Raw genomic sequence first — 26,511 nt, 5'->3', positions numbered from 1 at the left:
TCTGCCACCCGGACAGCCTGGCGACACCGCACCACCCGGACCAGCACCCGCACGGCGCGTCGTCACGAGGCAAACATTCCCTGTCGCGGCACTAGTACCCGCAGGGCCGGTCGACCGGCGAGATGGATCACACGCCGGGGGATAGCCTGGGGCACGGCCGCTACCACTGCGGCGGACGCGACACCCCTGACGCACCGGAGGAACGCGGACCATGGACCACACCCCTCAACTCGTCCAGGAGCGGAGTGCCCCGCCGGCCACGCTGGTGATCTTCGGCGCTTCCGGCGATCTGACCCGGCGCAAGCTGCTGCCCGCGGTGGAGAACCTGGCCCGGCACGAGCGGCTCCCGGACCAGTTCGCGCTGGTCGGCGTCGCGCGCACGCCGATGACCGACGAGCAGTTCGCCGAGAGCGCCCTCGGCGCGCACAGCCTCGCCAGCAGGCGCCAGCTCCGCGGCGGCGTCCGGTACGTGGCCGGCGGCTACGACGATGCGGAGACCTACAAGCGGCTGGTGGAGACGCTCGACGAGCTGGACGCGCAGCGGGGCACGGCCGGTAACCGGCTCTTCTACCTGTCGACCCCGGCCGGGGCCTTCGAGCCGGTGGTCAACGGGCTGGCCGGGGTCGGGCTCAACCAGCCGCGTGAGGGCTCCTTCTCCCGCCTGGTCATCGAGAAGCCGTACGGCCGCGACCTGGTCACCGCCCGCGAGCTGGACGGTGTCGTGCACAGCGCGTTCGACGAGCACCAGGTCTTCCGCATCGACCACTATCTGGGCAAGGACACCGTCCAGAACGTGCTGGCGCTGCGCTTCGCCAACTCGATCTTCCAGCCGATCTGGGACCGCTCCTGGGTCGACCACGTGCAGATCACCGTCGCGGAGACCCTCGGCGTCGGTGCGCGCGGCGGCTTCTACGAGGAAGCCGGCGCCATGCGCGACATCGTGCAGAACCATGTGCTCCAGGTCCTCGCGCTGGCGCTGATGGAGCCGCCGGCCTCGTTCGAGGCCGAGGGCCTGCGCAACGAGAAGGTGAAGCTGTTGCAGGCGATCCGGCTGCCCACCGACCGGGACATCGCCGAGGCCGCGGTCCGGGGGCAGTACACCCGGGGCGGCACCCGCGAGGAGTTGATGGCCGGCTACCGCGAGGAGGCCGGCGTCGACCCGCTGTCGCGCACCGAGACGTACGCCGCGATGCGGCTCAACGTGGACAACTGGCGGTGGGCCGGCGTGCCGTTCTACGTGCGCACCGGCAAGCGCCTGCCGGCCCGGCTCACCGAGGTGGCGTTGCAGTTCCAGCGGCCGCCGCACCTGCCGATCCCGACCGACCAGCTCACCGGCCTCGAGGCGGACGCGCTGATCCTGCGGATCCAGCCGAACGAGGGCATCTCGCTGCGCTTCGGGGCCAAGGTGCCGGGCCACTCGTTCCGGGTCCGCACGGCCACCATGGAGTTCTCGTACGACCAGACGTTCGTCGAGGAGTCCCCGGAGGCGTACGAGCGTCTGCTGCTGGACGCGCTGATCGGGGACGCGTCGCTCTTCATCCGCAGCGACGAGGTGCAGCAGTGCTGGCGGATCGTCGATCCGATCATCGAGCACTGGGCGAAGGACCACTCGCCGATCCCCACCTACGAGGCCGCCTCCTGGGGCCCGACCGACGCCGACCGGCTCATCGGCCGGCACGGTCGCAAGTGGCGCCATTCCGCGTGACCCGTCGTGGCGGGATCGAGCGCACCCGCCCGGACGGTCGATCTCCGCCGACGCGCCGGTGCCGGTCCGGGCGAGCGCCCGGACCGGCACGGCGTCAGGTGGTCGGCAGCGGATGCGTCGGCGTGGCCGCCGCTCAGAAGCCGGCGGAGATCCGGCTGAACTCCCAGTCGCTCTGGGCGATGCCGCTGCAGGTGGAGACCACGCCGCCGCCGGCGCAGCCACGGTCCCGGTTCACCGCCCAGAAGGTGAACCGGGCGAGGCCGCTGCTCCTGGCGTAGTCGCGGATCCGCGTCCAGGTCTCCGGGGTGGTGACCTCCTGCTGGTCGGAGAGGCCGTTCATGCCGGAGATGCCCATGTGGGCGTACGCCGTCTGGTCGTTCCAGCCGAACGTGGACTTCAGTTGGTTCTTCAGGCCCTCGGCCGCGTTCCGGGTGCTGGTGTACATGTCGGCGCCGCCGCCGAAGTCGAACGGCATGATCGTGAAGATGTCCACGTTGGCGTTCAGTGCCCGGGCCTGGTTGATCAGCCGGATGCCGTGCGCGTTGGGCCCGGTCGTGGTCGTGCCGAAGGTCAGGATCGTGGTGACGCCCGGGTTGTTGCGCTTGATGATGCCCAGGGCGCTGACGATTCGGTCGGCGACCGTGTAGTTCTCGAACTCGTCGTAGTTTTCGATGTCGATGTCGATCGCCTTGAGGTTGAAGGTGTTGATGACCTTCTGGTAGGCGCCGGCCAGGGCTTCCGGGGTGGCGCAGTTGGGGCCGAGCTTGTTGCCCTGCCAGCCGCCGATCGACGGGACGATGCTCGCGCCGGCAGCCTTGGCCTGGTTGATCCAGGACTCGTGGACGCCGCCGGTCAGGCCGCCCTCACCGTCCCAGACCGGGTTGCAGCCGTTCGCCAGCACGAACGCGACGGTGAAGGCGCGTACGCCCTGGCCGGTGATGGTGGACGGCGCCGGCGGGTTGCCCCAGCCGGGGTAGACGTAGGGCGCGGCGGCCATCTTGCCGGCGGGCGGCGGGTTGGTCGGGCCGGTGGGCGGCGGGGTGGTGGGGGTGGTGCCGCCGCCGCAGGCGCCCTGGTTGGCCCAGACGTCCCACTGGCCGCTGTGCGTGGCCGGGTTCTCGTTCTGGGTCCACCACTTGGCCTGGTAGTTGACGCCCTGGTAGGACGCCTGTCCACCGCCGACGTAGGCCTGCGAGGCGGACCAGGCCGGGTAGCAGGCCACGGCGGCGCTCGACGTGGTCATCGGGAGGACGGCGATCGCGGTGGCGGTGACCGTGACGGCGGCCAGGGCCAGGATCTTCTGCCGGAGTTTCATGACGCTCTCCTGTGGGGGGTTCAGGGCAGGGTGGTGAGGTGCGGGCGGATGGTGTTGGCGAAGCCGTTGCCGTTGGTGACGTCCCAGTTGACGGACCACGTCATGGCGCCACGGATGCCGGGGTAGGTGCGCGGCGGCCTGAACGAGCCGCAGTTGGTGCCGTAGGCGAGGCAGTCGAGGGCCTGGTTGACCACGGAGGGGTTGACGTAGCCGCCACCGGCGGCGCTCGGGGCGGCCGGCAGCCCGAGGGACACCTGGTCCGGCCGGAGCCCGTTCTCGAGCTGGATGCACGCGAGCGCGACGAGGAAGTTGACCGATCCCTGGCCGTACGCGGCGGTGTTGTCGCAGCCCAGCATCGCGCCGGAGTTGTAGAACTGGGTGTGGACGACGGTCAGGATGTCCTTGATGTTCAGCGCGAGCTGGAAGTACTGGGCGCCGGTGCTCTGCATGTCGATGGTCTGCGGCGCCATCGTGATGATGAGGTTGGCGCTCGTCCGGCTGCGGATGTCGCGCAGCGCCTGGGCCATGTATGTCGCGTTGACGCCGTTCTCCAGGTCGATGTCGACGCCGTCGAAGCCGTAGGCGCCGATGAGGCCGACGATCGAGTTGGCGAAGTTGGTGGCGGCGCCGGCGCTGGCGACCGAGACGGTGCCGCGCTCGCCGCCGACCGAGATGATCACCTTCTTGCCCCGCGAGTGCAGGACCGCGACATCGCTCTTGAAGTCGGCGTCGGTGTAGCCGCCCAGCGAGGCGCTCAGGCCGGCGTCGATGCCGAAGGACACCGCGCCGGGCGTGCTCGTCGCGTCGGCGAACGCGACCGCGACCAGGTCGTAGGAGGCGGGCACGTCCCGGAGCCGGATCTCCTGGGCCGGGTTGTCGAAGTTCTGCCAGTAGCCGGTGAGGAAGTGCTTCGGCAGTTGGCCGTTGCCGGTGGGTGGCGCGGTGGTCGCCGGTGGCGTGGTGGTGGGTGGCGGGGTGGTCGGGGGTCGCGTGGTGGGTGGCGCGGTGGTGGGGGGCGTCGTGGTCGGCGGCGGGGTGGTGCCGCCGCAGGCGCCCTGGTTGGCCCAGACGTCCCACTGGCCGCTGTGCGTGGCGGGGTTGTCGTTCTGGGTCCACCACTTGGCCTGGTAGTTGACGCCCTGGTAGGAGGCTTGGCCGCCGCCGACGTACACGGCGGACGACGACCAGGTGGGGTAGCAGGCGGCGGCCGCGGAGGCGGACGTCGCCAGGTAGACGGAGGTGCCGCCGGCGGCGAGCACGGCGGCGAGGGCGAGGAGGGCGGGGCGGCGCATGGGGGTGGGCCTTCCGGATCGGGTCGGAGCGGAGCCGGGGCCCTATTATTAGGAGTGTTAACAGTAAAGGTCCATAGTTCGACCGCCTTGAATTTGCGGGCGTGCGTCACGGGTCGCCTTGACCAGCCCTGGCAGCTCCTGCATGCTGGCGAACCCCAACGTCGACCGTCGATGTCAGGCAGGAGCTACGATGCGCCACCGCACCCTCACCGGCCTGGCCGCCGCGTGCCTGCTGATCTCCACGACGGCTGCGGTACCCGCGCTCGCGGCTGGTCCGGAGCTGACCGCCCGGATCGTGCAGACGTCGGTCTGGAGCACCGGATACGGCGCCGACGTCGTCGTCACGAACACCGGTGACGCCCCCTCCGCCGGCTGGACCGTATGGTTCGAGTTGCCACTCGGGACCGTCGTCACCAACTCCTGGAGCGCCGTCCGCGCCAGCGACGGTGGGCACCACACCTTCGTCAACGCCTCCTACAACGGGATCATCGCCCCGGGCGGGCAGCAGACCTTCGGGTTCAACGCCGCCGGCTCGGGACTGCCGTTCGGCTGCACCGTCGACGGGCTGCCGTGTGCCGGCGGATCCGTGCCCACCAGCCCCGGCCCGTCGAGCCCCACCCCGACGCCGAGCCTGTCGCCGAGCCCGAGCCCGAGCCCGAGCCCTTCGCCCACCGACCCGACCGGAACGGTCGTAGACGTGTCGACCGCCGATCAGCTCCACGCCGCCCTCGCGGGCGCCCTGCCCGGGCAGACGATCCGCATGGCCGCCGGGGAGTACCACGGTTCGTTCCTGATCCAGCGTGCCGGCGGCGCCGACGCGCCGATCACCCTGACCGGCCCGCGCACCGCCGTGCTCGTCAACGACGGACCGTCCGGCACGGCGCCGTCGTGCCCCGTCCCCACCGCGAACTGGGATCCGGGGTACGGGCTGTGGGTGTTCGCCGCTCCCCGCTGGAACCTGACCGGCTTCACCGTGCGCGACGCCAAGAAGGGCGTCGTGATCGACGACTCGCCACACGTCGTCGTCGACGGACTGCACGTGCACCACACCGACGAGGAAGGCGTGCACTTCCGCCGCTCCTCGGCTGACGGGATGCTCCGGAACTCGACCGTCGAGTACACCGGTCTGGCGCAGCCTGGTTACGGCGAGGGGGTGTACATCGGCTCCGCCGGATCCAACTGGGAATGTCACGGCAACGTCGGCGGCGTCGACCGCTCGGACCGGGTGCAGGTGGTCGGTAACCGGATCGGCCCGTACGTCGGCGCTGAGCACGTCGACGTCAAGGAGGGCACGTTCGACGGCGTCATCCGCGCCAACACTTTCGACGGGCGCGGTATCTCGGGCCAGAACTCCGCCGACTCCTGGGTCGACGTCAAGGGCATCGGTTACACCATCGAGGGGAACCTCGGCTCGTTCTCCGCGCCGGGCACGTTCGCCAACGGATACGAGACTCACAACCCCACGACCACACCCGCGTTTCCCAACGGCTGCGCCAACGTGTGGCGGGCGAACACCGCCGACCTCGGCGGGGTCGGCGCCTACGCGATCCGCGTCACCTCGACCTCGAAGTGCGTCGGCGCGCCCAACGTCGTCCACGCCTCGAACACCGTCCGCAACGCCACCTCGGGACTGACCAACATCGTCGTCACGCCGTGACAGGTGGCCGCCGGACCGCGCGGCCGCCGGGATCCGGGCGGGCGCCTCCACGCGGTGAGCCGGCCGGCTATCCCGCCTCCATCAAGATCGTCCTGCTCAGCGCGAGTCGCTCCGGGTGGACCGGGTCGTCGAGCGTGTGCCGTGGGACGTTGATGCAGATCTGCCCGATTTCTGAGTCGCACACGGGGCACCGCACGAACAGCCCCGTAGCGGGCCTCTGGAAGCCCTGGTCCAGCATCGACTCGACGATCTTGCGCATGGGTCGGTGAACGAGGCGGGGGTCGTCGAGGAGCGGGGCGGCCGCCGCCAGTTCGTACAGCGCCTCCCAGATCCGATCCGGCATGGTTCACAGTCTCGCGATCTCCCGCGTGCGGTGCGCCGGAATCGCCAGATCCCCGCAGAGCCGGTCTGCCCGGCCGTGATGTTGACCGGATGATTATCACCCGTTCAATAGATGCTGACAGATGTGAGTCAGTCTCGGGCGCATGATGTCCACCCGCCGTTACCTCGCCGCTGCCGCCGTGGCCGCGCTGACCCTGCTCGCCGCGTGGGCGCCGGCCCGCGGGGCGGAGCCCGCTCCGGCACCCGCCGCGCCCCTTCCGAACATCGTCTTCGTGCTCGTCGACGACCTCGCCTGGAACCTCGTGCAGTACCTGCCGCAGGTGCAGCAGCTGCAGCGAGACGGAGTCACCTTCACCAACTACACGGTGACCGACTCACTGTGCTGCCCGTCCCGCTCGTCGATCCTGACCGGCCAGTTCCCCCACGACACCGGCGTGTTCACCAACGGCGGCAGCGATGGCGGCTTCGCTGTCTTCAAGGGCCGCGGCAACGAGACCCGCACCTTCGCGACGGTGTTGCAGAGCAGGGGCTACCGCACCGGCTTCATGGGCAAGTACCTGAACGGCTACCTGCCGGCGGACACGCAGGGAGGCGCTCTGCCCTACGTCCCACCCGGCTGGTCGGAATGGTACGTGGCGGGCAACGGGTATCCCGAGTACGACTACGACCTCAACGAGAACCACACGGTGGTGCACTACGGTGGGGAACCGGCTGACTACCTGACCAACGTGCTGTCCCGCAAGGGCAAGGACTTCGTCCAGCGAGCCGCCACTGCGGGCGTACCCTTCCTGCTGGAGGTTTCCACCTTCGCCCCGCACAGCCCGTTCACTCCGGCCAACCAGGATCTCGACGACTTCCCCGGCCTGACCGCCCCACGCTCTGCGGCGTACGACCGGCTGCCCACCGACGCGCCATCCTGGCTCGCCGGCAACGGGCCGCTGACCGCGCAGGAGAGGAGCACCCTGGACGCGAACTTCCGCAAGCGTGCCCAGGCGGTGCAGGCCGTCGACCGCCTGATCGGCAATCTGCGCGCCCAGCTCGCCGACAGCGGCGTCGCGGACAACACCTACCTGGTGTTCAGCTCGGACAACGGCTTCCACATGGGTGAGTACCGGCTGACCGGTGGGAAGCAAACGGCCTTCGACACCGACGTGCGGGTGCCGCTGGTCCTCGCCGGGCCCGGTGTCGTCCCCGGCTCGCAGCGTCCCGAGATCGCCCAGAACATCGACCTGGCACCGACCTTCCATCGCATCGGCGGCGCGGACGTCGGCACGTACATCGACGGGCGGAGCCTGCTGCCGCTCGCCCAGGGCGACGCCGCGCCGAGCTGGCGCACCGGCGCGCTCATCGAGCACCACGGCCCCAACCAGGCCGCCGACGACCCCGACGCCCAGGGCCGACGCAACGGCAGCCCGATCACCTACAACGCTTTGCGCACCGCGACCTACACCTACGTCGAGTACTCCAACGGCGAACGGGAGTACTACGACCGGGTTGCCGACCCGCACCAACTGCACAACATCGCCGCCGCGCTTCCGGCGGCCCGGCTAGCCGACCTGCGCCAAGCGCTGGCCGCGTACGTCGGCTGCCACAGTCACTCGTCGTGCTGGGCGGCCGGCCACGTCCCGACCTGACGACGACCCGGGGCGCGCCCGGCGGATCCGTGGCGGGACCACCGCCACGGATCCCTGGACAATTTCAGTTAACAAACCTAATAATTAGCCTCCCGTCGATACCCCTCGATTGGGCACCCCTCGGGAGGACCGGATGGCCCGCAGATTCCGAACACCGTTCCTGGCGGCCCTGGCGGCCGTGGTCACCGCCGCCGCGGCGACCCTGGCCCTCACCGGCCCGGCGCTGGCCGCCGGCCCGACGGCCGCCTTCACCAAGACCTCCGACTGGGGCAGCGGCTGGGAGGGGCGCTACACCGTCACCAACGGGGGATCGAGCACGATCACCGGCTGGCAGGTCGCCTTCACGCTGCCGGCCGGCACCACCCTCGGCTCGTACTGGGACGCCACGGTGACAAGCGTCGGGCAGCGGCACACCTTCACCAACCGCTCCTGGAACGGCACCCTGGCCCCCGGCGCCTCGGCGTCGTTCGGCTTCCTGGTCACCGGCTCCGGCCTGCCCACCGACTGCACCCTCGACGGCGCGCCGTGCGGCGGCGGCACACCGCCCACCACGGCCGCGCCCACGACCGCCCCGCCCACCACGGCCCCGCCCACGACCGCGCCACCCACCACCGCACCACCCACCACCGCACCACCCACCACGCCGCCGCCCACCAGCCCGCCCAACACCGGGCTGCCGAAGCACGCCCTGATCGGCTACCTGCACACCAGCTTCGCCAACGGCGCCGGATACCTGCGGATGGCCGACGTGCCCGCGGACTGGGACGTCATCAACCTCGCGTTCGGCGAACCCACCTCCGTCACCTCCGGCGACATCCGCTTCCAGCTCTGCCCCGTCACCGAGTGCCCCACGGTCGAGACCGAGGCCCAGTTCACCGCCGCGATCCGCGCCAAGCAGCAGCAGGGCAAGAAGGTGCTGCTGTCCATCGGCGGCCAGAACGGGCAGGTCCAGCTCACCACGACCGCCGCCCGGGACACGTTCGTCCGCTCGGTGTCGGCCATCATCGACAGGTACGGCCTCGACGGCCTGGACATCGACTTCGAGGGCCACTCGCTCTACCTCGACACCGGCGACACCGACTTCCGCAACCCGACCACACCGGTCGTGGTGAACCTGATCTCGGCGATCCGCACGCTCAAGCAGCGCTACGGAGCCGGCTTCGTGCTCACCATGGCCCCGGAGACGTTCTTCGTGCAGCTCGGCTACCAGTTCTACGGCTCGGGCCCGTGGGGCGGCCAGGACCCCAGGGCCGGTTCCTACCTGCCGGTGATCCACGCGCTGCGCGACATCCTCACCGTCCTGCACGTCCAGGACTACAACTCCGGCCCCGTCGTCGGGCTCGACGGGCAGTACCACACCATGGGCGGCGCCGACTTCCACATCGCGATGACCGACATGCTGCTGGCCGGCTTCCCCGTCGCCGGGAACGCCAACGCCGTGTTCCCCGCGCTGCGCGAGGACCAGGTCGCGTTCGGCGCGCCCTCCTCCACCAGCGCCGGCAACGGCTACCTCGCCCCGGCCGGCGTGCAACAGGCGGTCACCTGCCTCGTCCGGGGCCAGAACTGCGGCGGATACACCCCGCGCAGCGGCACCAACCCCGCCTTCCGGGGCCTCATGACCTGGTCGATCAACTGGGACCGCTTCTACTCCTGGGAGTTCCGGCTCAACCACGGCCCCTTCCTCAAGGCGCTGCCCTGACCGGCTCCCGAGTCGGCCGTGGACGGTTCCGGAACCGGTGGCGCGGTTCCGGAACCGTCACCCGGTCACCAGCCGACGGCGACGAGCAACCACTGCGGGTCGCCGTGCGAGACGAACGACGACTGGTCGGCGACGTCGTCGTACGGGAAGCCGTAGGCGCGGCCGTTGATGGCGCGGTCGTGCCAGAACTTCGCGTACCAGTTGGCCGGTGACTGCTGGTAGAAGCGGCTCGGGTCCTCCCACTGCGTCCGGGGCAACTGGGCGGTGTGCCGGTTGAGCGCCGCGCAGCCGGTCGGGTCACCGGCGAACCGGCCGGCGCAGCCGAAGATGTCCGACGTGGCCGCCGACAGCCCGACCGAGTTGGCGTACGCGGTGAAGTAGTTCGCGTACTGGCCGCCGGCGCGGAACTGCGGCGAGCTGCCCGGCGCCGGGATCCGGTAGGGCGCCTCGATGCTGGCCAGGTGCGTGAACTCGGCCGGCACCGCGGCGGCGAAGCGCTGGAACGTCACCGCGCGGTCCTCGGCGAAGGTCGCCTCGTTCTCGCCGACCGCGACGTCGTAGCCGTCGCGGGCGTGCAGCCGCATCGCCAGCTTGAGCGCGAACGCGTCGACCCTCGTGGTGTTGCCGTTGAACTGGTTCGTGCCCACGGTGAACTCGATGAAGTCGCTGTACTGGCTGGTCGGCGAGCCCAGCCTGAAGTACATCCGACCGGCCGAGTTGACCGGCATGTCCAGGTAGGGCTGCTCGGCGACGGAGTGGGTCTGGCCGTTGAAGCTCCAGTAGACCTGGCTGTCGGGGTAGCGGCCGTTGGTGCGGTTGAGCACCTTGACGGTGAGCACGTTGCGGGCCGGCGGGATGCTCGTCGTGTCGCCCCAGAACCCGCCGGTCGGCGGCGGGGTGGTCGGCGGTGGCGTCGAGCCGCCGGTGGTGGCGACCCCCACCTCCCAGAGCGAGTAACCGTAGGGCGTGGCCCGGCTGGTGCCGTAGACGCGCAGGTAGCGGCCGCTGCCGGTGACCGCGATGGTCTGCGTGCCGCCGGCGCCGGTGGTGGTCGAGTGGACGGTGGTCCACGGTCCGTCCGCCGCGGCGGCCACCTGGAGCTGGAAGGCGACCGCGTACGCGGCCTCCCAGCGGAGGGTGACCTGGCAGACGTCCTGCGTGGCGCCGAGGTCGATCCGCAGCCACTGCGGGTCGGCGAAGGCGCTCGACCAGCGGGTGCCGGTGTTGCCATCGACGGCGGCCGACGCCGGGAAGGCGGCGCTCTCGGTGGACGAGGCGACCGCCGGTCGGCCGGCCGCCACGTTGCCGCCGCAGGCGGCGGCCGAGGAGGCGGCGCCGGCCGAGACGGCGTCGGCGAGCGTGCCGCCGGCGAGCAGGGTGAGGGCGGCCGCGGCGGCGGCGAGCAACCGACGCCCGGGGCGGCGGTGGTGGACGGGGCGGGCCGGCGTGAGCCGGGGCGGGACGGGTGGGGTGGGGGACATGAACGCCTCCTTCGGCGGATCCGACGGAGGGCGCTCTCTCGGTCACCGAGGGTGGACCCGCGTCGCGGGCGCTGTCAAGCGCCGGCCCCGCGCCATGATCTATTCCGGACTTCCCGCGCGTCGTTGACTTCAGCGAAGAGTGTCGATGACGCTGGGTCCGAGGGCGCTCTCTCCGCACGGTCCCCATCACCACCATCCGGGAGCCACGCATGCCCGTGACACCACCGCTGCCCGTACCCGTGCGCCGCCGGCACCGCCCGGCCGCCGTGGCGCTGGCGCTGCTCGCCCTCCTCGTCACCTACCTCGTCGTGCCCGGCCCGGCCGCCGATGCGGCCGGACCGCTCATCTCGCAGGGCCGCCCGACCACCGCCTCGTCGACCGAGAGCGCGGGGACGCCGGCCGCCGCCGCCACCGACGGCGACGCCGGGACCCGGTGGTCGAGCGCCTTCGCCGACCCGCAGTGGCTCCAGGTCGACCTCGGCACGACCGCCACCATCGACCAGGTGCAGCTCGTCTGGGAGGCGGCCTACGCGACCGCGTTCCAGATCCAGGTGGCGGCCGCGCCGTCCGGACCCTGGACCACGATCCACACCACCACCGCCGGCACCGGCGGCACCCAGACCCTCGCGGTCACCGGCACCGGCCGGTACGTGCGGATGTACGGCACGACCCGGGCCACCGGCTACGGCTACTCGCTCTGGGAGTTCAAGGTCTTCGGCAGCACCGGCACCACCCCGCCGCCCACCGGCCGGCCGATCTCGGAGTTCCGGACGGTCACCGCCTCCTCGTGGGAGGGCGGCAACGCGCCCGCCGCCGCGCTCGACGGCCGGAGCACCACCCGTTGGTCGAGCCAGTTCGGCAGCGACCCGCAGTGGCTCCGCGTCGACTTCGGCGGCGTCGCCACGATCAACCGGGTGGTGCTCACCTGGGAGGCCGCCTACGCCACCGGCTACCGGCTGGAGACGTCGGCCGACGGCGCCACCTGGACGACGATCTACGCCACCACCACCGGCCGCGGCGGCACCGAACAGCTCAGCGTCACCGGCACCGGCCGCTACCTGCGCCTCTACGGCACCACCAGGGCCACCGGCTACGGCTACTCGCTGTGGGAGCTGCAGGCGTACGGCAGCGTCGACGACACCGCCACCACCGCGCCGCTGCTCTCCGGCCCCACCCGGCCGCCGGCGACCCGCGACCAGTTCGCGCTCACCGCCCCGGCCGACGCGGCCATGGTCACCACCACCCGCCGGCCCACGCTGAGCTGGGCGGCGGTCTCCGGCGCGACCCGCTACCAGGTGTGGATCAACATCAGCCGCACCGACTACGACTTCACCGCCGCCGGCAACCTGCTCGACCTCTACACCAAGGTCGCCGAGCCGACCGGCACGTCGTACACGCCCACCTGGGACCTGCCGGACCGCTGGACCTACCAGTGGTACGTCACCACCGTCGGCGGCACCCCGGTCACGTCGGGCATCAGGCGCTTCAGCGTCTACCTGCCCACCCTGGAGAGCGTCGCCGACGGGATCGGCGTGGTCGCCGGCGCCCGCGACCTCAACCGCGACGGCGCCATCGAGCCGTACGAGAACTGGCGGCTGCCGATCCAGTCCCGGGTGGACGACCTGCTCTCGCGGATGACCCCGGAGGAGAAGGCGTACCAGCTCTTCTACAACGCCCAGGCGTACCCCCGGTCGGGGTGGCACTTCGGCCCGGCGCAGGCGGCGGACCTGCACCAGCAACTGCTCGCCTCGGCCGGCACCCGGCTGGGCATCCCGTTCGTCTCGGCGGGGGACACCATCCACGGCTACCAGACGACCTACCCGATGCAGAGCGCGCTGGCCGCCGCGAAGAACTACCCGCTCGACTACCAGCTCGGCGACGTGCAGCGGCGGGAGCAACTGGAGGTGGGCACGCGCGGCGTCCTCGGTCCGCTGGCCGAGGTCGGCACCAAGGTGATCTACCCGCGTATCCAGGAGGGCAACGGCGAGAACGCGCAGGTCGCCGCCGCCCAGGTCCGCGCGCTCGTGGCCGGCCTGCAGGGCGGCCCGGAGCTGAACCCGCGCTCGGTGCTCGCGACGGTCAAGCACTGGCCGGGCGAGGGCGCGGGCGGGGAGGCCCTGATCGTCTACGACGACGTGACGGTCAAGTACCACATGATCCCGTTCCGGGCGGCGATGGAGGCGGGCGCGGTGAACATCATGCCCGGCTACGCGGGCAGCTCGCTGCTCGATCCGGGCGGCCCCGGCGCCGGCGACAGCGCCAAGATCCTCGCCTACCTACGCCAGAATCTCGGGTACCAGGGTCTGATCACCACCGACTGGCTGCCGTCGGGGTCCTGGATCGGCGCGGCGAAGGCCGGCTCCGACGTGATGGGCGGCGCCGACCCGGGCGCGGCCGGCTTCTCCATCGCCGACTTCGTGGCGAACGTGCCGGCGTCGCGGATCGACGACGCGGTGCGGCGGGTGCTGCGGGTGAAGTTCCAGCTCGGCATCTTCGAGGCCCCGTACGGCGATCCGGTCAACGGCCCGTACCGCTTCCACCAGCCCGCCTACACGGCGCTGGCCAACCAGGCCGCGCGGGAGGCGATGACCCTGCTGAAGAACGACGCCGGCACGCTGCCGGTGCGGCTGAACGCCGGTGACGACATCGTGGTGGCCGGTCCGCGCGCGGCCGACGGCGGCTCCTGCTGCGTGTGGACAAGCTTCTTCCACGCCGAGTACGGCTCGCAGACGATCCTGGACGCGGTCCGGGCTCGGGCCGCGCAGGCCGGGGTGACCGTCCACCAGGACGACAGCCCCAACCCGAAGCTGGCGGTCGTGGCGGTCGGTGAAGCCTCCTACACGCACGCGACGAACTGGCCGAAGGAGCAGCCCTACCTGCCACCGGACCAACTCGCGGTGATTCAGAAGTTCCGCGCCCGGGGCGTCCCGGTGGTGGTGGCCCTGGTCCTGCCCCGGCCCTACGTGATCACCGAGTGGCGGGACCTGGCCAGCGCGATAGTGGTCACCTACCGCGGCGGCGAGGAGATGGGTCCGGCCCTGGCCGGCCTGCTCTTCGGTGACTACCAGCCGCGCGGCAAACTGCCCTGGCAGTTGCCCCGCGCCCTCTCCGACGTGCTGCGTCCCGGCGGCACCGACATCCCGGCCGACGCGGTCGAGGCGTGGGACCTGCCGTACGACCTCGGCGCGAGCGCGGCCGAGCGGTCCCAGATCCGGGCCTCGATCGGCGCCGACCAGCCACCGGCGACCACCTACGGCAACCCGCTCTACCCGTACGGCGCCGGGCTGACCGGCTTCTGAGGCGCGCGGGTGGGGTCGCCGAGGGCGGCGACCCCACCCGCACGTCGACCGTGGCCGTCCAGCCGGCTTCCAACGCTCCTCGAGCCCCCACCGCGACCGTGGACGGGAGCCGAGGAGGTAACTGTGCGGATCATCGACCTGTCGTCCCCGATCGACGCGTCGGCGTACGAGCCGGACCCGGTCGGGCACGAGGTGCTCAGCCCGCGCGAGGGCGCGTTGCACATGAGCGCGGAGATGCGCGAGCACTTCGGACTGGAGTTCGACCCGGACGTGTTGCCCGACGGCGAGTTCCTCTCCCTGGACCGGCTCACGCTGACCAGTCACACCGGCACCCACGTGGACGCGCCGTCCCACTACGGCAGCCGGGCCGGCTATGGCGACGGGGTGCCCCGGCACGTCGACCAGTTGCCGCTGGAGTGGTTCCACCGGCCGGGGCTGGTGCTGGACGTGGCGCGCGACGAGGCCGGCGTGGTCGGGGCGGCGGACCTGGAGAAGGAGTTCGCCCGCATCGGCCGCCGCCCGGAACCGCAGGACATCGTGCTGCTGCGGACCGGGGCGAGCGCCTGGGCCGGCACCGCCCGCTACTTCACCGACTTCGTCGGCCTCGACGGGCCGGCGGTGCACCTGCTGCTCGACGCCGGCGTCCGGGTGATCGGCACGGACGCGTTCAGCCTCGACGCCCCGTTCCCGACGATCCTGCGGCGCTGGCAGGCCACCGGTGACCCGGCGGTGCTCTGGCCCGCGCACGTCGCCGGTCGGGACCGCGAGTACTGCCAGGTGGAGCGCCTGGCGAACCTGGAGGCGCTGCCCCCGTACGGATTCCGGGTGGTCTGTTTCCCGGTGCGGCTGGTGGGGGCGGGGGCCGGCTGGACCCGGGCCGTCGCGCTGCTGGACGAGTGAGCGCCGTGCCGACCCGGAGAGGACCCGTCATGACCGCGCACTCCGCCCTGGTGGACAGCGTCGTCCGCACCGCCCGTACCCATCCCTGGCTGACCGCGCTGGTCTGGCGGGACCGGACGGTCAGCTACGGCGACCTGGTCGACCTGGCCGCGGCGGCCGCCGACCGGCTGGCGGCGCTCGACCTGGCCGACGACGAGCCGGTCGGCGTGCTGGCCGAGAAGTCGCCGGAGGCCGTCGCCACCATCCTCGGCGTGCTGCGCGCCGGCCGGCCGTTCCTGCTGCCCGCCGCCAGCCTGCCGTCGGCGACCCTGCGCGAGCTGTTCGGCCAGGCCGGCTGCCGGCACGTGCTGTCGCCCCGGGACACCCTGCGGCTGCCCGACGTGCCGGCCGGGCGGGTGCCGCGCGGCACCTCGTTCATGCTGACCACGTCCGGCTCCACCGGCCTGCCGAAGGTCGTCCCGCTCGACGCGGCGGCCGTGGACCGGTTCGTCGCCTGGGCCGGGGAGCGGTTCGGCATCGGCCCCGGGGTCCGGGTGCTCAACTACGCGCCGCTCAACTTCGACCTCTGCCTGCTCGACGTCTGGACCACGCTGAGCCGCGGCGGCACGGTGGTGCTCGTCGACCCCGACCAGGCGTTGCAGCCGGCGGCTCTGGCCGACCTGGTGGCCCGGGAACGGGTGTCGGTGGTGCAGGCGGTGCCGATGCTGTTCGGCCTGCTCGCCGGCCCCGACGTCGATCCCGGCGACGCGCGGGTGTTCCCGCACGTCGAGCACGCCGTCTTCACCGGCGACACGATGCCGGCGCGGCTGCTGCGCCGGCTGCCGACCGCGTTCCCGTCGGCGCGCCTCTACAACCTGTACGGCTGCACCGAGACCAACGACAGCTTCCTGCACGAGGTGGACCGCGCCGGTCCGCTCGACGGGCCGGTGCCACTGGGCGAGCCCCTGCCCGGAGTCGACGCCGCGGTGGTCGGCCCGGACGGCGCGGTCGTCGACGGGCCAGGCGCGGGGGAGCTGTGGGTGCGTACCCCGTTCCAGAGCGGCGGCTACCTGGGCGCCGCGGCGGGCGGCGACCGGTTCGGCGCGGACCCGTCCGGCCGGCCGGGCCCGGCCTGGTACCGCAGCGGCGACCTGGTCCGCCGGGACGCCGACGGGCGGTTGTTCCTCGTCGGCCGCGACGACCACCGGGTGAAGGTACGCGGCGTCGGGGTCGACCTGGCCGAGGTGGAGCAGACCCTGCTCGACCATCCCGACGCGGCCGACGCCGTGGTGCTCGCGGTGCCCGACGCGCTCGTCGGGTCGCGGCTGCACGCGGTGGTGCACCGGCGGCCCGGCACCGGCCTGAACAGTCTCGGCCTGCGCCGGCACTGCGCCGGGGTGCTTCCGCGCGGCGCCATCCCGGAGACGGTACGGGTGGTCGACGCCCCGTTTCCGCGTACCTCCACCGGCAAGGTCGACCGCCTCGCGGTACGGCAGGCACACCTCACCAGCGGCCTCCCGGAAGGAGCCTGAGTTGCAGCACGCACCGGTCATCGCCCAGTTCATCGTCGAGGAGTTCCTGCCCGACGTCCCGCCCGGCGAGCTGGACGTCGACCTCGACCTGATCGACAACGGGGTCATCGACAGCCTCGGCCTGCTCAAGGTGATCGCCTGGTTGGAGGAACGCTTCGGCGTGGCCGCCGACCAGGTCGAGCTCGCGCCGGAGCACTTCCGCTCGATCCGTGCGATCGACGCGTTCCTGGCCCGCGCCGGGACCGAGCCGGCCGAGGCGAAGTAGACGTGCACCCGGCGATCACCGCACTGCTCGCGCCGCGCCAGCCGGTCGACCTGCCGGCCTGGCGCTCCCTCTGGGACGCGCTGCACGCCGGCACGCTGCGGCGCGGCGAGGCGGTGGCGCTGTTGGCGTCGCTCGCCACCAGTCCACCGGACGCGGAGACGGCGGAGGCGCTGCTGGACTCCCTGAACGAGCGGCGTGAGCCGGCGCGGCCGGTGCCCGGCGGGTGCGTCAACGTCGTCGGCACCGGCGGTGGTCCCCGGACGTTCAACGTGTCCACGGCGGCGGCGTTCGTGGCGGCCGCGACCGGCCTGCCGGTGGTGAAGACGGGCGCCCGCGCCTACAGCGGCGGGCGGGGGGCGTTCGACCTGCTGGAGCTGCTGGGTGTCCCGCTCGCCTCCGACTACGACGAGTTGGCGGAGGCGGTGGACCGCCACGGCCTGGCCTTCGCCGGCTACTTCGTCTACCCGGCGGAGGTGGCGTTGCTGGCCCGCGCCGTGGTGCCGCTGCAACTGCGGGAGGTCGGCCGCTTCGTCAACGTGCTGGGCCCGGTCCTCGCGGCGGCGCCGGCGACCGCGCAGCTCACCGGCGTCTCCGACCCCGGCGTGCTGGACCTGCTGCGCCGGCTGGCCGTCCGCCGGGGCGGCGCCCGGGTCTGGTTCTGCACCAACGACGCCGGCGTGGACGAGCTGACCGGTTTCGCCGACGACGTGCTGCATCCTGCCGGCGGCCCGTCCGTGCGGCTGGCCGACCTCGGGCTGCCGGGTCCGCCGGCCAGCCTGGCAGATCTGGGCCCGACGCCGCCCGGCACCGACCCGGTCGCGGACTTCCGCGACGTGCTGGCCGGCCGGCGCGGTCCGGGCGCCACCCACGTGATCTGCCTGAACGCGGCCGCGATGCGGGTGGTGGCGGATCCGGGCACCCGCTGGACGGACGCCCTGGCCACGGCCGGGGAGGCGGTGGCCTCGGGGGCCGCGCTGGACCTGCTCGACCGGATGCGGGCGGGACGGCCCGAACGGCACCGGGCGGTGGCCGCCGGTGGCTGAGTTCTTTTCCGGCCGTCGGGGCGCGGCGCCCGGTCTGGCGGTGTTCCTCACCGCCGGCGATCCGCCCGCCGACCGCCTGACCGGCCTGGTCGAGCTGCTCGACGAGCGGGGCGTCGACTGCCTGGAGCTGGCGGTGCCGTTCCCCGACTCGGTCACCGACGGGCCGGTGCTGCGCCGGGCCGCCCGGCGGGCCCTGGACCGGGGCACCGACGTCGACGAGGTGCTCGCGTTCGTGGCCCGGGTCCGCCCGCGGCTGCGCCGGACGCGGATCGCGTTGCTGGCCGACTGGCGGCACACGGTGCGCCCGGTCGGGGAGCGGACCTTCGTCCGCCAGGTCGCCGACGCCGGCGCGGACGGGCTGCTGGTGCACGCCCTGCCGCCCCGGTTGCGCGCCGCCCACCTGGCGCACGCCGCCGACGTGGGCCTGCCGGTGGTCACCACCTGCTACGCGACCTCGTCGGCGGCGGTGCGCGCCGCCGCCGCCCGCGACGCCGGCGCCTACGTCTACCTCGTCGCCACGCACGGCCGCAGCGGGACCGCGCCGGAGCGCGGGTACGGCGCGCTGCGCGCCGCCGTCGACGGGCTGCGGGCCGCCGGCTCCGCCCCGATCGCGGTCGGCTTCGGCGTACGCGACGCCGCGGACGTGCGGCAGATCGGCGCGGCCGGCGCGGACGCCGCCGTCGTCGGAACCGCCGCGGCGCTTGCCGTCGAGCGGACCGAACGGACCGGTCAGGACCTGCTGGCCGGGTTCGACACCTTCCTGCGATCAATGGCGATCGTCAGCCGACCCGCACAGAAGGGTACAGACCGATGATCATCCGGGAACTGGACGAGGTGACCACGGTGGACTGGGGCAACGGTCTCAGTCGGCGGTTCCTGCTCGAATCGGACGGCATGGGCTACACGATCACGGACACCACCGTGCGGGCCGGCACGATGGCCCGGCTGCAGTACCGCAGGCACCTCGAGGCCTGCTACTGCATCGAGGGCGAGGGCAGCGTCATCGACCTGGCCGGCAACACCCATCCGATCCGACCGGGCGTGATGTACGCGCTGGACAAGCACGACGCGCACTGCCTGGTCGCCGGTCCGGACGCCGACCTGCGCCTGGTGTGCGTGTTCACCCCGGCGTTGCACGGGGGCGAGCAGCACAGCATCGACCCGGAGGGCTTCTCGCAGTACTGACCGGCGTGCGCCGGGCGGCGTACGCGTAGCGACCACCACCACGACGGAGTCGACAAGTGATCTCTTGGACCGCTGACCAGGACGCCCTGCGAAACGGTCTGGGGCCCTGGCTCCACGTGCTCAACGACGAGCACGTGGAGCTGGACGCCCGGGCCGAGTTTCCCCGCGCCAAGTGGGAGGCGGTCCGTCGGGCCGGGCTGCTCGGCCTTCCGATCGGGGAGCGCTGGGGTGGCCTCGGGCAGGACCTGCCCACCACCATGTACGTCCTGGAGGGGCTCGGCGAGGGCTGCCGGGACGCCGGGCTCAACTTCTCCGTCACCACCCACCTGGTCAGCACCGGGATCGCGGTGCAGCGCTTCGGCTCGCCCGCGCTGCGCGACCGCTACCTGCCCGACGTCGCCTCCGGCGCGGTGATCGGCGCACACGCGATCACCGAGCCGGAGAGCGGCTCCGACGCGCTGGCCATGCGGACCCGGGCGGTGCGCGACGGCGACCACTTCGTGCTCACCGGCCAGAAGGCGTTCGTCAGCAACGGCCCGGTCGCCGACGTCGTGGTCGTCTACGCCCGCACCTCCGAGGAGGGTGGGCCGCTCGGTGTCACCGCCTTCCTGGTGGAGCGGGACACGCCGGGACTGGTCGTCGGCCCGCCCACGGCCAAGATGGGGCTGCGGACCTCGCCGTTCGGCGAGCTGTACCTCGACGGCGCGCGGGTGCCGGCGGCCAACGTGGTCGGCGCCGTCGGCGGCGGCTTCCTCGTGCTCGACCACGTGATGAAGTGGGAGATCCTCTGCGGCTTCGCGGTGAACGCCGGCGAGATGCGGGCCCGGGTGGACCGTTGCCGGGAGTACGCCCGCGGTCGGACCCAGTTCGGCCGGCCGATCGGCACGTTCCAGGCGGTCGCGCACCGGATCGTCGACATGGAGATCGGGGTGCGCACCGCGCGGGCGCTGCTCTACGGAGCCGCCGAGCGGATGGCGGCCGGCGCCACCGTCACCACCGACATCGCCGTGGCGAAGGTGGTGGCCAGCGAGGCGAACCTCGCGTCCGCCCTGGCCGCCGTGCAGATCTTCGGCGGCATCGGCTACACCACGGAGTACGGCGTCGAGAAGGAGCTGCGCAACGCGGTCGCCGGCACCATCTACTCCGGCACCTCGGAGACGCAGCGCAACCGCATCGCCGCCATGCTGGGGCTCTGACCGGTGCCGCTGGTGAAGGTCTGCGGGGCGGGCACGGCGGCGGAGGTGGCGCTGCTGCGCTCACTCGGCGTCGACCTGGTCGGTGTCTGGTGCGGGGTGGCCGGTGGCGCGCACGACCTGCCGGCCGGGCGTGCCGCCCGGGTGGTCCGCCGCGGCGTCGCCGGGGGTGGCCCGCGCCCGGTCCTGGTCACCACGCTCGCCGACGGTGGCCGGGTCGGCGAGCTGCTGCGGCGGACCGGCGCGGGCTGGGTGCAACTGCACGGCTGGCAGCCTCCGGCGCTGGTGCGCCGGCTCAAGGCCGAGGCCGAGGCCGAGGCGACGGTGGTCAAGGTGCTGCACGTGCGGGACGGGCGCTGTCCAGAGGCGCCGCTGGTGCCGGCGTACGAGCGGGCGGGTACCGACCTGTTCCTGCTCGACGCGCTCGGCGCGGACGGTCGCGTCGGGAGCACCGGCACCACGATCGGGGCCGCGGACGTGCTGTCGGTGGTCGCGCGGTGCAGCCGCCCGTTCCTGCTGGCCGGTGGCATCACCGCCGCGCACCGCGGGCCGTACGAGGCGGTGGTCGCGCACCCGCTCTTCCGCGGGGTCGACGTGGACAGCGCGGCCCGTGGCGCCCACGGCCGGTTCGACGGCCGGCGGATCGCGGCGCTTGTGGACGCGTGGGGCAGGTGAGCACCGGCCCCGGCCGGACGAGGGGAGCGACGATGGACACCGACTTCCGTACCGTCCTGCGGGACGCGCGACGGCCGATCGTGATGGAGGTGAAGCGGCGCGACGCCGCCGGGGCGGACCTGTTCGGCGGTCGGTCGGTGGCCCAGATCGTCGCCACCTACGAGCGGTCGCAGGCGCCCTGCCTGTCGGTCGTCACCGGCCGCTGGTTCGGCGGCACCCCCGACCTGCTGCGGGAGGTGCGGTCGCTGACCGACCGGCCGCTGCTGCAGAAGGACTTCGTCACCGGCCGGCGGGACCTGGACCGGGCGGTGGCGCTGGGCGCCCAGGCGGTGCTGCTGACCGCCCGCCTGCTGGCCCGCTCCACCCTGGACGCGCTGGTGGACGCCGCCGTCCGGCGGGGACTGACACCGTTCGTGGAGGTGGCCACGCGGGCGGAGGTCCACGCGGTGTCCCGGCCGGACGAGTGTGTGCTCGCGGTCAACAACGCCGACATCGGCGACCGTGAGCGCGGCGGCGGTGACCTGCGGCGCAGCCTCGACCTGGCCGACGAGGTGCGGGCGACCGGCACCCGCTGCCCGGTCAGCGCCAGTGGGATCGACGGTCCGGCCGGCGCGGCCCGGTTGCTGCGCGCCGGCTACCGGGGACTGCTGATCGGCACCGAGCTGCTGCGGGCCGGCGACGACCTGCCGGGGTGGCTGGCGGCGTTCGATCACCACCGCGCGCTGCCCTGACCGGGCGCCCCGTCGGTCGGAGACGGTGGCGGGCGGGTTGCCGGGGCCACCCCGGCCGGCCCGGGCGCGCGGGCCGGCCGGGCGGGGTCAGGCGGAGCGGGCCTGCGCCCAGCGCGCCTCGCGAGCCGGCAGCGGAACGGTGGCGTGGCGTCGGGCGCCGGTGAGCGTGTCGGCGCCGGGCGGGTTGAGGGCGGGGTCGCCGGCGAGGATCGCGCGGTGCAGCTGTTGCAGCTCCCCGCACGGGTCCACGCCGAGTTCGTCGACGAGCGTCTCGCGGGTGCGTTGGTAGACGTCGAGCGCCTCGGACCGTCGGCCAGCCCGGTGCAACGCGAGCATCAGCTTGCTCTGGAACCCCTCGTGGGTGGGCTGCCGGGCGGTCAGCCCGGTCAGTTCGCCGAGCAGCTCGTGGTGCCGGCCCAGGCGCAGGTCCGCCTCGATGCGCAGCTCCAGCGCGCTCTTGCCGATCTCGTCCAGGCGCAACGCCTCCACCTGGAGCAGCGGGCCCGGGTTGACGTCGACGAGCGCCGGGCCGTGCCAGAGCCCGAGCGCCTCGCGCATGGTCCGGGCCGCGGTCTCCACGTCGCCGCGTTCCAGCTCGGCCCGGCCCCGCTGGGCCAGTTGCTCGAAGCGCAGCGAGTCGAGCGTCTCGGGACGCAGGCAGAGCATGTAGCCGCCGGCGTACGTGCGCAGGACCTCCTTCGGCGCGCACCCGCTGGGCGCGGGGCCGGCCGACGACGCGAAGCCGCCCTGGAGGTGCTTGCGCAACTGGTAGACGTATGTCTGAAGGGTGGTGGTCACGCTGGGCGGTGGCTGGTCCTCCCACAGTTCCTCGATGAGCAACTGATTGGGTACCACGCGGTTCGCGTGCACGGCCAACAATGCCAGCACTCTTCTGGTCTTTGGCGCGGTGGGAGTCGCATCGTTCCCCTCTATAGAAACCGAAAGTGGTCCCAACAAATTGATCTGCATGTGCGTGTCCTTATCCTGCGAATTCGGCGTAAGCGGCATTTCGCCTTGTCATTCGTCGGGATCGCTTCGGGTCGTCCAGAGGCATCCTCAAAACCGTGTCGGATCCGATCGGGAATTCCGGACGGCAGCGACCGCCGAGTCGGCATCCGGTGTAACGGAAAAGCCGGCTCGACGGCCGCCGCACCCATGTTTACGGCTGGTCGGCAGATCGGTTTTCGGCGGGTACGAACGAGTGCCGGACGGCTGGCCGGGGTCCCCGCGCCTCATCGGCGCGCCTGGCCTTATCACCCATTTGAGCTGCACCTGTCGCGGCCTGGCCGCGTTGTCGTTCCGTCGCCGGCGTGGCTCGCCGGTCGTGATGGGCCGGCCCTAGGGCGCTATTGCACGGGGTTGAAATGGCATTATGGGAAAGTTGTCGATGGCAATCAAAATAGACCCCCCATTGTCAAGGCCCCGTGGCCCGGAACTGTGCACATCGTATGCACATGTTGACGCGATGCGCAAGCGGTACCTAACCTTGAGTTACCTTCCATTGGCACTCGAGTCGATCTCATGGCGAACTGTAGGGGTTGCTTACCTGGGGTCGTGACGGAAAGTGACGGCGCTGCCGATCAGCGCTGCTGGTCAGGCCGCGCGGAAATGGTCAAGCATTGGCGTGCGCAAATTTTTGAAACTTTCTCGCAAGGTTAAGGCCGCCGTGCCGCGCTCCCTCACACCGGCCCGGGCAGCCCGTCGAGCAGGCGCAACAGGTACTGGCCATACCCGCTGCGCAACAGGGGCTCGGCCAGCCGGCGCAGCCCGTCGTCGTCGATCAGGCCGGCCCGCCAGACGGTCTCCTCCAGGCAGCCGATCTTGAGACCCTGGCGGGCCTCCATCACCCGGACGAACTCGGCCGCCTGCATCATCGACTCGACGTTCCCGGTGTCCAGCCAGGCCGTGCCGCGTGCGAGCACGGTGACCGACAACTCTCCCGACCGCCGGTACGCCTCGTTCACCGCCGTGATCTCCAGTTCCCCGCGATCACTCGGCTTGAGTTCCTGGGCGATGTCCACCACCCGGGAGTCGTAGAAGTACAGACCCGGCACGACATATCGCGAACGGGGCCGGGCCGGCTTCTCCTCGATCGACAGCACCCGCCCGGTCTCGTCGAACTCGACCACCCCGTATTCGTGCGGATCGGCCACCGGATAGGCGAATATCCGGGCCCCGGTCGGACGGTGCCGCATGGCCAGCTGGCGACCCAGGCCGGGGCCGTAGAAGATGTTGTCCCCGAGAACGAGCGCCACCGGCCCGCCGTCGATGAACCGCTCGCCGATGAGGAACGACTGGGCGACCCCGCCCGGATGCTCCTGCACCGCGTACTCCAGGCGCAAACCGAACTGGCTGCCGTCGCCGAGCAGCCGCACGAACTGCTCCCGGTCCTCCGGGGCGGTGATCACGAGGATCTCCCGGATCCCGGCCATCACCAGCGTGCACAGCGGGTAGTAGACCATCGGCTTGTCGAAGATCGGCACCAGTTGCTTCGACACCCCGCGGGTGATCGGCCACAGGCGGCTGCCGGTGCCGCCGGCCAGCAGGATGCCGCGAAGCGGTTTCCCGTTCGGCATGGTCGGGCCTCCTCATCGGTCGGGCCCCGCGCACCGTCGCGGGACCCGGCCACTGTCGACCGCCGGCCTGGTAGCCGGATCGACGGCCGGTCGGGGCCGAACCCAACGACGATCCGCCCTCCAGCGGCGCTCGAGCCCGCCCACCTAACCTCGCCGCCATGGATCACCTGCTGGTCACCGGCGGCGCGGGCTTCATCGGCGCGAACTTCGTGCGGCGGGTGCTCGCCACCCGCCCCGGTAAGCGGATCACCGTCCTCGACGCGCTCACCTACGCCGGCAACCGGGCCAGCCTGGGCGACGTGGCGCACCGGATCCGGTTCGTGGTCGGCGACGTCGTCGACCGGGAACTCGTCGACCGGCTGGTCGGGGAGGCCGACGCGGTCGTGCACTTCGCCGCCGAGTCGCACGTCGACAACTCGCTGCACGACCCGGGCGCGTTCCTGCGGACCAACGTCGAGGGCACCTTCAGCGTGCTGGAGGCGGTGCGGCGACACGACCGGCGGCTGCACCACGTGTCCACCGACGAGGTCTTCGGCAGTCTCCCCGGCGAGGGTGGGCAGCGGTTCACCGAGCTGAGCCGCTTCGACCCGTCCAGTCCCTACTCGGCCACCAAGGCGGCGTCCGACCTGCTGGTGGGCGCCTGGGTCCGGTCGTACGGGGTGCGGGCGACGATCTCGCACTGCGCCAACAACTATGGTCCCTACCAGAACGTGGAGAAGTTCCTGCCGCGGCAGATCACCAACGTGCTGCGCGGCCGCCGCCCGCGCCTCTACGGGACCGGCGCCAACGTGCGGGAGTGGACGCACGTCGACGACCACAACGACGCCGTGCTGCTGATCCTGGCCGGCGGCGTCGTCGGCGAGACGTACCTGGTCGGCTCCGGCGCCGAGTGGAGCAACCGGGACCTGCTGGCGCTGACCCTGCGCATCCTCGGCCGGCCGGCGGACGACTTCGACACCGTGCCGGACCGTCCCGGCCACGACCTGCGCTACGCCTGCGACAGCCGGAAGATCCGACGCGAGCTGGGCTGGCGACCCCGGCATCCGGACCTGCCCGCGGGCCTGGCCGCCACGGTCGACTGGTACCGCCGCAACGAGTGGTGGTGGGGCCCGCAGAAGGCCGCCACCGAGCGGCGTTACGCGGCGGCCGGTCGCTGATCCGGCCCGAGCCGGCCTCGAGCGGTGCTCTCTAGCGTGTCCGCATGACTGACTCCAGCGCATCGACCGACCGTCCGGACCCGCCCCGCGGCGTGGTGGTCACCGGCGGCGGCACCGGCATCGGCCGGGCCACCGCGCACGCCTTCGCCGACCGCGGGGACCGGGTGCTCGTGGTGGGCCGCTCCGAACACACCCTGGCGGAGACCGCCAAGGGGCGCGACGGCATCCACGTCCTCCCCGTCGACCTCGCCGACCTGGCCGCACCGGACGCCGTCGTGGAGACCGCGGTGCGCGAGTTCGGGCGGCTCGACGTGCTGGTGAACAACGCCGCCACCGCCGGCTTCGACTCCCTCGGCGGCCTCGACCCCGCCGTGGTCCGGGCCGAGGTGACCACCAACCTGCTCGCGCCGATCCTGCTCACCCAGCGGGCGGTGGAGCCGCTGGCGGCGGTCGGCGGCACGGTGGTCAACATCAGCTCCGCCGGTTCGCTCGGCCTGCGCGCCATGCCCGGCAGCGGGGTGTACGCGGCGACCAAGGTGGGCCTGGACGCCCTCACCCGCACCTGGGCCGTCGAGTTGGCGCCCCGGGGCATCCGGGTGGTCGCGGTCGCCCCCGGGCTGGTCGACACCGAGGTCGCGGTCCGCGCCGGCATGCCCCGCGAGGCGTACGACGAGTTCCTCGCCTCGATGCTGCCGCGCATCCCGTCCGGCCGTGTCGGCGAGCCCGAGGACATCGCCTGGTGGGTGGTCACCCTCACCGAGGCCGGCGGCCGGTACGCCAACGGCGTGGTGGTCGCCGTCGACGGCGCGCTGTCCGTCACCTGAGCCGGGCGGCGACACCACAACGCCGGA

General features: G+C 72.4%; 21 protein-coding genes and 1 pseudogene. 16 read left to right on the top strand and 6 right to left on the bottom strand.

The window, feature by feature from the left end:
• Window positions 1-211 precede the first annotated feature (211 nt).
• A complete protein-coding gene (zwf, locus tag ACIA5A_RS19995) occupies window positions 212-1,705 on the top strand; it encodes a glucose-6-phosphate dehydrogenase (RefSeq protein WP_396764210.1) in 1,494 nt (497 codons plus the stop codon).
• 133 nt (window positions 1,706-1,838) lie between these two features.
• On the opposite strand, the gene ACIA5A_RS19990 is transcribed toward zwf, so the two are convergent.
• Together ACIA5A_RS19990 and ACIA5A_RS19985 are read right to left on the bottom strand one after the other, a co-directional pair.
• Window positions 1,839-3,020, bottom strand: a complete 1,182-nt coding sequence (locus ACIA5A_RS19990; protein ID WP_396764208.1) for a carbohydrate-binding protein — start codon at window positions 3,018-3,020, stop codon at window positions 1,839-1,841.
• Between the two features lie 20 nt (window positions 3,021-3,040).
• Window positions 3,041-4,312: a chitinase gene (locus ACIA5A_RS19985; RefSeq protein ID WP_396764205.1), complete on the bottom strand. Its 1,272-nt coding sequence runs from the start codon at window positions 4,310-4,312 to the stop codon at window positions 3,041-3,043.
• A 190-nt stretch (window positions 4,313-4,502) separates the two neighbouring features.
• On the opposite strand from ACIA5A_RS19985, the gene ACIA5A_RS19980 reads away from it, so the two are divergent.
• Complete coding sequence (locus ACIA5A_RS19980) at window positions 4,503-5,969, top strand: cellulose binding domain-containing protein (RefSeq protein ID WP_396764202.1); 1,467 nt, start codon at window positions 4,503-4,505, stop codon at window positions 5,967-5,969.
• A 67-nt stretch (window positions 5,970-6,036) separates the two neighbouring features.
• On the opposite strand, the gene ACIA5A_RS19975 is transcribed toward ACIA5A_RS19980, so the two are convergent.
• On the bottom strand, window positions 6,037-6,312 hold the full coding sequence (locus ACIA5A_RS19975) for a hypothetical protein (RefSeq protein WP_396764199.1): 276 nt from the start codon (window positions 6,310-6,312) through the stop codon (window positions 6,037-6,039).
• Between the two features lie 142 nt (window positions 6,313-6,454).
• Here ACIA5A_RS19975 and ACIA5A_RS19970 point away from each other — a divergent pair, with 142 nt between their 5' ends.
• Together ACIA5A_RS19970 and ACIA5A_RS19965 are read left to right on the top strand one after the other, a co-directional pair.
• On the top strand, window positions 6,455-7,945 hold the full coding sequence (locus ACIA5A_RS19970) for a sulfatase (RefSeq protein ID WP_396764196.1): 1,491 nt from the start codon (window positions 6,455-6,457) through the stop codon (window positions 7,943-7,945).
• A gap of 133 nt (window positions 7,946-8,078) precedes the next feature.
• A complete protein-coding gene (locus ACIA5A_RS19965) occupies window positions 8,079-9,644 on the top strand; it encodes a chitinase (RefSeq protein ID WP_396764193.1) in 1,566 nt (521 codons plus the stop codon).
• A 134-nt stretch (window positions 9,645-9,778) separates the two neighbouring features.
• Here ACIA5A_RS19965 and ACIA5A_RS19960 read toward each other — a convergent pair.
• Window positions 9,779-11,125 (bottom strand): annotated as a pseudogene (locus tag ACIA5A_RS19960) (beta-1,3-glucanase family protein); the annotation flags it as partial.
• A gap of 209 nt (window positions 11,126-11,334) precedes the next feature.
• Here ACIA5A_RS19960 and ACIA5A_RS19955 point away from each other — a divergent pair.
• From ACIA5A_RS19955 to ACIA5A_RS19910, 10 genes are all read left to right on the top strand, one after another.
• The gene (locus ACIA5A_RS19955) at window positions 11,335-14,424 is read left to right on the top strand and encodes a discoidin domain-containing protein (RefSeq protein ID WP_396764190.1); all 3,090 of its coding nucleotides are present in this window, start codon (window positions 11,335-11,337) and stop codon (window positions 14,422-14,424) included.
• Window positions 14,425-14,547: 123 nt separating this feature from the next.
• Window positions 14,548-15,324 (top strand): cyclase family protein, encoded by a 777-nt coding sequence (locus ACIA5A_RS19950; protein WP_396764186.1) that lies wholly within the window; start codon window positions 14,548-14,550, stop codon window positions 15,322-15,324.
• Between the two features lie 29 nt (window positions 15,325-15,353).
• On the top strand, window positions 15,354-16,835 hold the full coding sequence (locus tag ACIA5A_RS19945) for an AMP-binding protein (RefSeq protein ID WP_396764183.1): 1,482 nt from the start codon (window positions 15,354-15,356) through the stop codon (window positions 16,833-16,835).
• A gap of 1 nt (window position 16,836) precedes the next feature.
• Window positions 16,837-17,100: an acyl carrier protein gene (locus tag ACIA5A_RS19940; protein WP_396764180.1), complete on the top strand. Its 264-nt coding sequence runs from the start codon at window positions 16,837-16,839 to the stop codon at window positions 17,098-17,100.
• 2 nt (window positions 17,101-17,102) lie between these two features.
• Window positions 17,103-18,143 carry an anthranilate phosphoribosyltransferase gene (locus ACIA5A_RS19935; protein ID WP_396764177.1) on the top strand — a complete coding sequence of 347 codons (1,041 nt, stop codon included), beginning with the start codon at window positions 17,103-17,105 and terminating at the stop codon, window positions 18,141-18,143.
• A complete protein-coding gene (gene trpA / locus ACIA5A_RS19930) occupies window positions 18,136-18,957 on the top strand; it encodes a tryptophan synthase subunit alpha (protein ID WP_396764174.1) in 822 nt (273 codons plus the stop codon). The genes ACIA5A_RS19935 and trpA overlap by 8 nt, the downstream gene beginning before the upstream one ends.
• Window positions 18,954-19,328, top strand: coding sequence for an ectoine synthase (locus ACIA5A_RS19925; protein ID WP_396764171.1), 375 nt, complete (start codon window positions 18,954-18,956; stop codon window positions 19,326-19,328). Before trpA ends, ACIA5A_RS19925 begins: the two co-directional genes overlap by 4 nt.
• Window positions 19,329-19,384: 56 nt before the next feature.
• Window positions 19,385-20,524 (top strand): acyl-CoA dehydrogenase family protein, encoded by a 1,140-nt coding sequence (locus ACIA5A_RS19920; RefSeq protein ID WP_396764168.1) that lies wholly within the window; start codon window positions 19,385-19,387, stop codon window positions 20,522-20,524.
• A 3-nt stretch (window positions 20,525-20,527) separates the two neighbouring features.
• Entirely contained in the window at window positions 20,528-21,196 is a 669-nt protein-coding gene (locus ACIA5A_RS19915; protein WP_396764165.1) for a hypothetical protein, read from the top strand.
• Between the two features lie 32 nt (window positions 21,197-21,228).
• Window positions 21,229-21,927: a hypothetical protein gene (locus ACIA5A_RS19910; protein ID WP_396764162.1), complete on the top strand. Its 699-nt coding sequence runs from the start codon at window positions 21,229-21,231 to the stop codon at window positions 21,925-21,927.
• A gap of 87 nt (window positions 21,928-22,014) precedes the next feature.
• Here the strand turns inward: ACIA5A_RS19910 and ACIA5A_RS19905 are convergent, their stop codons facing one another.
• Entirely contained in the window at window positions 22,015-22,896 is an 882-nt protein-coding gene (locus ACIA5A_RS19905) for a BTAD domain-containing putative transcriptional regulator (RefSeq protein WP_396764159.1), read from the bottom strand.
• A gap of 710 nt (window positions 22,897-23,606) precedes the next feature.
• On the bottom strand, window positions 23,607-24,503 hold the full coding sequence (gene rfbA / locus ACIA5A_RS19900) for a glucose-1-phosphate thymidylyltransferase RfbA (protein ID WP_396764155.1): 897 nt from the start codon (window positions 24,501-24,503) through the stop codon (window positions 23,607-23,609).
• 158 nt (window positions 24,504-24,661) lie between these two features.
• Here rfbA and rfbB point away from each other — a divergent pair, with 158 nt between their 5' ends.
• The gene (rfbB, locus tag ACIA5A_RS19895; RefSeq protein WP_396764152.1) at window positions 24,662-25,660 is read left to right on the top strand and encodes a dTDP-glucose 4,6-dehydratase; all 999 of its coding nucleotides are present in this window, start codon (window positions 24,662-24,664) and stop codon (window positions 25,658-25,660) included.
• A gap of 44 nt (window positions 25,661-25,704) precedes the next feature.
• On the top strand, window positions 25,705-26,484 hold the full coding sequence (locus ACIA5A_RS19890; protein WP_396764149.1) for an SDR family NAD(P)-dependent oxidoreductase: 780 nt from the start codon (window positions 25,705-25,707) through the stop codon (window positions 26,482-26,484).
• Window positions 26,485-26,511 lie beyond the last annotated feature (27 nt).

Source organism: Micromonospora sp. NPDC051300, assembly GCF_044455315.1.
In the GTDB taxonomy this organism is placed as follows: Bacteria; Actinomycetota; Actinomycetes; order Mycobacteriales; family Micromonosporaceae; genus Micromonospora; species Micromonospora robiginosa.
This window is presented reverse-complemented; position numbering and strand designations above follow the sequence as displayed.

Excerpts from the sequence above, each read along its gene's own strand:
- ACIA5A_RS19910 (WP_396764162.1), top strand. The coding sequence starts at position 21,229 with ATGGACACCGACTTCCGTACCGTCCTGCGGGACGCGCGACGGCCGATC.
- ACIA5A_RS19955 (WP_396764190.1), top strand. The coding sequence starts at position 11,335 with ATGCCCGTGACACCACCGCTGCCCGTACCCGTGCGCCGCCGGCACCGC.
- ACIA5A_RS19925 (WP_396764171.1), top strand. The coding sequence starts at position 18,954 with ATGATCATCCGGGAACTGGACGAGGTGACCACGGTGGACTGGGGCAAC.
- ACIA5A_RS19890 (WP_396764149.1), top strand. The coding sequence starts at position 25,705 with ATGACTGACTCCAGCGCATCGACCGACCGTCCGGACCCGCCCCGCGGC.
- ACIA5A_RS19975 (WP_396764199.1), bottom strand. The coding sequence starts at position 6,312 with ATGCCGGATCGGATCTGGGAGGCGCTGTACGAACTGGCGGCGGCCGCC.
- ACIA5A_RS19980 (WP_396764202.1), top strand. The coding sequence starts at position 4,503 with ATGCGCCACCGCACCCTCACCGGCCTGGCCGCCGCGTGCCTGCTGATC.
- ACIA5A_RS19985 (WP_396764205.1), bottom strand. The coding sequence starts at position 4,312 with ATGCGCCGCCCCGCCCTCCTCGCCCTCGCCGCCGTGCTCGCCGCCGGC.
- ACIA5A_RS19965 (WP_396764193.1), top strand. The coding sequence starts at position 8,079 with ATGGCCCGCAGATTCCGAACACCGTTCCTGGCGGCCCTGGCGGCCGTG.
- ACIA5A_RS19905 (WP_396764159.1), bottom strand. The coding sequence starts at position 22,896 with ATGCAGATCAATTTGTTGGGACCACTTTCGGTTTCTATAGAGGGGAAC.
- zwf (WP_396764210.1), top strand. The coding sequence starts at position 212 with ATGGACCACACCCCTCAACTCGTCCAGGAGCGGAGTGCCCCGCCGGCC.
- ACIA5A_RS19990 (WP_396764208.1), bottom strand. The coding sequence starts at position 3,020 with ATGAAACTCCGGCAGAAGATCCTGGCCCTGGCCGCCGTCACGGTCACC.
- ACIA5A_RS19970 (WP_396764196.1), top strand. The coding sequence starts at position 6,455 with ATGATGTCCACCCGCCGTTACCTCGCCGCTGCCGCCGTGGCCGCGCTG.
- rfbB (WP_396764152.1), top strand. The coding sequence starts at position 24,662 with ATGGATCACCTGCTGGTCACCGGCGGCGCGGGCTTCATCGGCGCGAAC.
- rfbA (WP_396764155.1), bottom strand. The coding sequence starts at position 24,503 with ATGCCGAACGGGAAACCGCTTCGCGGCATCCTGCTGGCCGGCGGCACC.
- ACIA5A_RS19945 (WP_396764183.1), top strand. The coding sequence starts at position 15,354 with ATGACCGCGCACTCCGCCCTGGTGGACAGCGTCGTCCGCACCGCCCGT.